General features: G+C 54.2%; 6 protein-coding genes and 1 pseudogene. 2 read left to right on the top strand and 5 right to left on the bottom strand.

Annotated features, from left to right (window positions below):
- From T370_RS23285 to T370_RS0121395, 3 genes and pseudogenes are all read right to left on the bottom strand, one after another.
- Positions 1-368 (bottom strand): annotated as a pseudogene (locus T370_RS23285) (restriction endonuclease); the annotation flags it as partial.
- A gap of 4 nt (positions 369-372) precedes the next feature.
- Complete coding sequence (locus T370_RS23955; RefSeq protein ID WP_051643940.1) at positions 373-561, bottom strand: hypothetical protein; 189 nt, start codon at positions 559-561, stop codon at positions 373-375.
- Between the two features lie 461 nt (positions 562-1,022).
- Entirely contained in the window at positions 1,023-1,406 is a 384-nt protein-coding gene (locus T370_RS0121395; RefSeq protein WP_029436952.1) for a NirD/YgiW/YdeI family stress tolerance protein, read from the bottom strand.
- 108 nt (positions 1,407-1,514) lie between these two features.
- Between T370_RS0121395 and T370_RS0121390 the strand changes: the two genes are divergently transcribed.
- Complete coding sequence (locus T370_RS0121390) at positions 1,515-1,991, top strand: thermonuclease family protein (RefSeq protein WP_051643939.1); 477 nt, start codon at positions 1,515-1,517, stop codon at positions 1,989-1,991.
- Positions 1,992-2,028: 37 nt separating this feature from the next.
- Here the strand turns inward: T370_RS0121390 and T370_RS0121385 are convergent, their stop codons facing one another.
- Both T370_RS0121385 and T370_RS25300 read right to left on the bottom strand, forming a co-directional pair.
- Positions 2,029-3,021, bottom strand: a complete 993-nt coding sequence (locus tag T370_RS0121385; protein ID WP_156034485.1) for a DUF4875 domain-containing protein — start codon at positions 3,019-3,021, stop codon at positions 2,029-2,031.
- A gap of 24 nt (positions 3,022-3,045) precedes the next feature.
- Complete coding sequence (locus T370_RS25300) at positions 3,046-3,588, bottom strand: hypothetical protein (protein WP_029436949.1); 543 nt, start codon at positions 3,586-3,588, stop codon at positions 3,046-3,048.
- 87 nt (positions 3,589-3,675) lie between these two features.
- Between T370_RS25300 and T370_RS0121375 the strand changes: the two genes are divergently transcribed.
- The gene (locus tag T370_RS0121375; RefSeq protein ID WP_029436948.1) at positions 3,676-3,948 is read left to right on the top strand and encodes a hypothetical protein; all 273 of its coding nucleotides are present in this window, start codon (positions 3,676-3,678) and stop codon (positions 3,946-3,948) included.
- The last annotated feature ends 235 nt before the right edge of the window (positions 3,949-4,183 follow it).

Genomic DNA, 4,183 nt, shown 5'->3' with positions numbered 1-4,183 from the left:
GGAGACGCCAGCTCTTGGGCGATGAGTTGCTTGATCTGCCGGAGATGTTTTAGGTCCTGTGCGGCGGACAGAGCGACATCAACGTCGAAGGAGTCATTGGCGAGCTTCTTCAATTCGGGGATGAGGGCCTCTTCCAGCTTATCAAAGTTGAATATCATGAATGGTTTGTCATCCATGATGTTCGGCTTGTCGAGGTCGGAGAAGAATTGGTATTGCACGCCGTCCGTCAGGATGGCGAGGCGTGCGGTAGGCGTGTTGTGGAAGTAGCGGTGGAGCTGGTCGGCCTTGCCGGAATCAAGGCAGGTCCCGGCGCACTTGGCTTCGATGAGGATGATGACCTCTCCGTCGCGCTTGATAGCGTAATTCACTTTTTCACCCTTTAGTACCTACGTCGACCGTGTACTCGGGGACGACTATGCGCGGGTCAAAGGTGTCATAGCCGAGCGCTTGAAGAAACGGCAAGATAAGCGCGTTTTTCGTCGCTTCTTCCGTTACGAATGCGTGTTCCCTCAGTTCTTGGATACGTGTCGCCAGTGCCTTGACCCGATCTGAAAATTCCATGTTTTCCCATGATGGTTTCGGAAGAGCAGCTTGTCCTCATATTGTTCGCTGCAACTACTCCCTTCTTGGAAAGCAGCAGTGTTCCGGCGTCCGTCCTGGCTGCTTTAGCGCAAGTCCGGTCATTTCCTCTACTGGATTTTCAGTTCTGGCTTATCAAAACATCGTTATAGACACAACCATGAAAGGAAAAATTGGGAAGAGGTGTTTTGGAGCTTCCTTACAGAGGAATACAATGTTTCCACGGTCCATTGACAATCAGCCCCGGTGAAACCCTAGAGTCCAGGTGGGCACGGAGCTTGGGTACGGGTGAAGGGCACGGTCAGCTTTGATGGCGACCGTGAAAAGGTGTCCAAGGATCAGGAGATGATACTTGAGAAAAAGAATGGGAAGGCGAAAGCCTCCCCATCAGCTCTACTCCAGAGTAGCAATGTGCCCGGAGATTTTATTCCGGCTCTGTGCCGCTACAGAATTTCAAGGACCTTTACGTCAACCTTAGGGGACTCCATGAAGTCCTTGTCCACCTTGCCGGAGAGACGTACCTTGTTCTGGGGTGTAACGGTTCGGCCCGCGAAAAGCTCGAAATCGATCTCCACGATCATTTCGCCCGTGGTGTCCTTGAAGATGTATTTATCGTCGCTGCCGGCAACACGTTGGGTGATGTTCCCGGTGAGCACGACGCGGGCATCGTCCCAGCTTTTTTGGGCTTTGGCTACGGTATCGGCCTCAATGCCGGTAGTGGGGCCTTGGAAGCCTCCTCCCTGAGCGGAATTCGGTCCCTGAAAGCCTGCTGCTATGGTGGGAGCAGCAAGGGTAGCGGCAAGGACCAGTGCGAACAGACGCTTCATAGTTGCTCTCCTATTGTTTGTAAGATTGATTCCTTTTATCTATAATCAAAAATATAGATGCGTCAAGCGGATCGGATTCAAGCCGAGCGAGGATATATGGAGGCCAATATGTTGCGCATATTGCTTTTGATCGTGGCCCTTGCGTTTCCGCTTCCGGCCTATGCATGGCCCGGCACGGTGCTGGACGTCCACGATGGCGACAGGATGATCGTGGCGCCGATGGGCGACGTCCGGACGCCGTTAAAAATCCGGCTCTACGGCATAGACGCCCCAGAGCTGGAGCAGAAGGGCGGCCCGCAGTCCCGCGATCACCTCCTGTCGCTCGTGCGACCGGGGCAGGACGTTGAGGTGATCAAGATGAGCACCGACAAATACGGTCGCTCGGTCGCGCTGGTGGCTACGGACAGGGTGCTCAATGCCGACATGCTGGAAGCTGGTCAGGCGTGGGCGTATCCGGCCTTCTGCAACGCGCCGTTCTGCAACGGCTGGAAGAAGCTGGAACAGGACGCCAAAGAAGCGCGGCGGGGCCTGTGGTCCCGAAAGGACCCGACCCCGCCGTGGAAGTGGCGGCAGAAGCGGAAATGAAGAAAGCCCCCGGATGTTTTGATCCGAGAGCCTTGTTTTACTGGTTGGGCGGTGTCAGGCCGGGCGCAGGTTTCACCGCATCTATGAGTTCCTGCGGGACGTCTTCCAACATGCGATAGGGGAGAGTCACTTTCGAAGTGGGAATTCCCATGCGCTTGCCGATGGCCCTTGAGAGAGCGGCCTCATCCGTCTCACCCGCGGATGTCTGAAAATCTTTGCGCATCTCGCCCCAGAGCTGCTGCATCTCTAGTTCCTGATCGGAAAAGGGCGTTTCGGCAGCCCGCACTCCATTCCATGTCCAGTTTTCTTTGCCTGAAATGCCCTTGCCGTCGGGTACGTAATCCGCAACCGCAAGCTGGCAGGCTGCGCCATCGACATCCGGAAGGGAGTCCAGCACAACGCTGATCGAGGTCGCCCCAGTATCCTTGGCGTAATACTTTGCCGCGGCGATGGCGGTGGCCGCGAGTTGTTCTCGTGATGCAGAGGAAACCGAGGCCAAGATGAGCGTCCCGTCCTTGTCCCGCGCAGCCGGGGTAATGCGGATAAAGAGTTTAAGCCTGTTGATGGTCTTTTTCTGATCCCAGCCCGAACTGTATACGACATAGGGAACTGGCGTCGCCCGCGAAATATCCCATTTTTCACCGGAAGGCTGAGGAGCCTCCTGAACACTGGCAAGAGGGTTGAGCTGCATCCACGGATGCTTTTTCTTGGCCTTTTCCATACAGGCCAAAACGTAGGGCGTCGAGTTTTCTCGTGTAACCGGTTTGTTAGCTGACTCGGCAAATTCTTTCATGCAAGCCGCCACATCTTCCGAAGCCCGCTTGAGTTCGCCTTTTTTCAGCGTCGCCAAGATTCCGGCTTCGGTACTGGCCTTGATGTAGTCGGCAGCCGAAGCGAGTTTGTTTGCATCCGTGCTCATGGCCCAGCCGATGACCGTTTCATCGCGCAGCGTGCCCCCTTCGTCCCAGTTTTGGGCGTAAGCCGGGATGCTGACAAACAGTGCCATCAGCAGTGCTACTACTCGAATCATCCTTCCCCCTTCACTGATACGGCCCTACACACCACAGTCGGTAGCACCACTCGCAGGTCTGTCCGAGGTGGCATGTTGGGGATTGTCCCGGCGAGCCTCGGTGGGCGTCACTACGGCGCTCACCGACTCGGCCAAGCGTTTATTTTCTTCATGCAGCGCGATGATCTTGTCTTTGGCTGCGAGGAGCTCGTCCTTTGCAGCGAGAAGTTTCTTTGTCAGCTCTGTGTTTTCCCGTTTCAGTTCCTCCGTACACGGGGCGGAACTCGACATCGATTCGCTCAAGGATGCAGCCTGTGGGGATGACTTTCCTTCGATACTGTTGTCCCTAAGCATAGGACCTTCACCAAAATAAAGCCATTCTCTGGAGAGCTCTGGATAAAGATCAAGGATTTTTTGAAGATGTTCCCAGAGGTTTCTTTGGCTTTTTTCTGCAAACCATGTGTTGAATGTTTGTGGAGAAACTCCGATATGTTCCGCTAGACGAGCAAGCGGAATTTTTTGTGATTTTGAAAAAAATCTTATTCTTTCAAATAATTGCATATCAAATATTTTTTGATGAAAAATCATAAAAATATTGCTTTATCAAAAATATTTTTGATAAAGAACACCTAACACAAACACGAAACAGCAACACAAAACTATCAGGGAATCGTTATGACCACAATGCTAGACGCTGATCGCGCTGCCGCGTTGAGGACATGGATGGATGAGCGCGACATGACCATCCGCTATGTCGCTGAACAGCTAGGCGTAAGTATGACGCTGGCCCGCAGGTATCTCATGCTTTGGGAAACCGTCCCGACGCATTGGCACCGCCAGCTTGTCCTGCTTGGAATCCCTCCGGAACTCTTGCCCCGTGCTGAGAATAAGAAGCGTGGCCCCTCCAAGATTCCAGTTCTGAACCCGCACCCGGCAGTGTGTGCCTGATTTGAGGATAACCCGGCATCCCGCCGGAATCACGCAAACGGAAAGGAGAGTTTGGCATGAAAGAAGGCACTCCGAACATCGGGGCAGTCTGCCAGCGGCTTGCCAAGCACGCCCCGTCAGGGCTGTCGGTGGAACAGATCGTCTATCGGCTCGGGCGTCCGTACAACACGCTGATGTCCGAGCTTTCGCCCCTGCGGGACACGCACAAGTTCGACGTGAATCTGTTGATACCGCT

The sequence above is a fragment of the Bilophila wadsworthia ATCC 49260 genome, from assembly GCF_000701705.1.
GTDB lineage: Bacteria > Desulfobacterota > Desulfovibrionia > Desulfovibrionales > Desulfovibrionaceae > Bilophila > Bilophila wadsworthia.
The sequence above is the reverse complement of the archived record's forward strand: the minus strand, read 5'-3'. Positions and strand labels throughout refer to the sequence as shown.